The sequence below is a fragment of the Vibrio sp. 03_296 genome (assembly GCF_002265885.1).
The window spans coordinates 1-824 of the sequence record NZ_NPKW01000940.1 but is presented as its reverse complement, the minus strand read 5'-3'; the positions used below and the strand labels follow the sequence as shown (position 1 = coordinate 824).

1 pseudogene is annotated in these 824 nt (G+C 46.1%); it reads left to right on the top strand.

The annotated features are described in order from the left end of the window. Positions 1-53: 53 nt before the first annotated feature. A pseudogene (locus CIK04_RS28995) lies at positions 54-699 on the top strand (Nif3-like dinuclear metal center hexameric protein); the annotation flags it as partial. Between the last annotated feature and the right edge of the window lie 125 nt (positions 700-824).

Genomic DNA, 824 nt, shown 5'->3' with positions numbered 1-824 from the left:
CCCAAACGGACCTGCAAATACGAAGGCAGTGAGACGATAAAAAAAAATCATCAACCGGAGTGACCGCTTCTCAAGCGTTAATCGATAAAGCGGTTGAACTCAATGCTGATGCACTGCTTGTGCACCATGGCTATTTTTGGAAAGGTGAAGCTGAGCCTATCCGTGGAATGAAAGGAAAACGCGTCCGCACTCTGATCAAAAATGATCTCAACTTATTTGCTTATCACTTGCCTCTCGATATTCACCCAGAGCTCGGTAACAACGCTGAGCTGGCACGTTTGGCTTTGAGGATAAAGGTTGAGGGTGGTTTAGAAGGGCATCCTCGAATCCGTGGCCATGTTTGGGCGCCTCAAACAGCCGCTTACAGGGGCTGAATTTGCCCAAAAACTGGCATCTGCGCTTCACCGCGAACCTTTGCACATTGCCCCAGAAAATCGCCATAAAATGATTGAAACGGTAGGTTGGTGTACTGGTGGTGGACAAGATTACATTGAGCTTGCTGCACAACATGGCCTAGATGCTTTTATCTCTGGCGAAATTTCTGAGCGAACCACTTACAGTGCCCGAGAGTTAGATATCCATTACTATGCCGCTGGCCATCATGCTACTGAGCGGTACGGAATTAAGGCGCTTGGAGAATGGTTGGTACAACAACACCAATTGGATGTTGAATTTATTGATATCGATAATCCGGTATAGGCGAAATATCATAAAGTCGCAAAACAAAAAGGGTTGAGACCATGTCTCAACCCATTTTCAATTTTAACACTGTGTTCGTATACTCGCGTCGTGTTCATAGGTTGGAAATTCGCGTGAACTTCCCC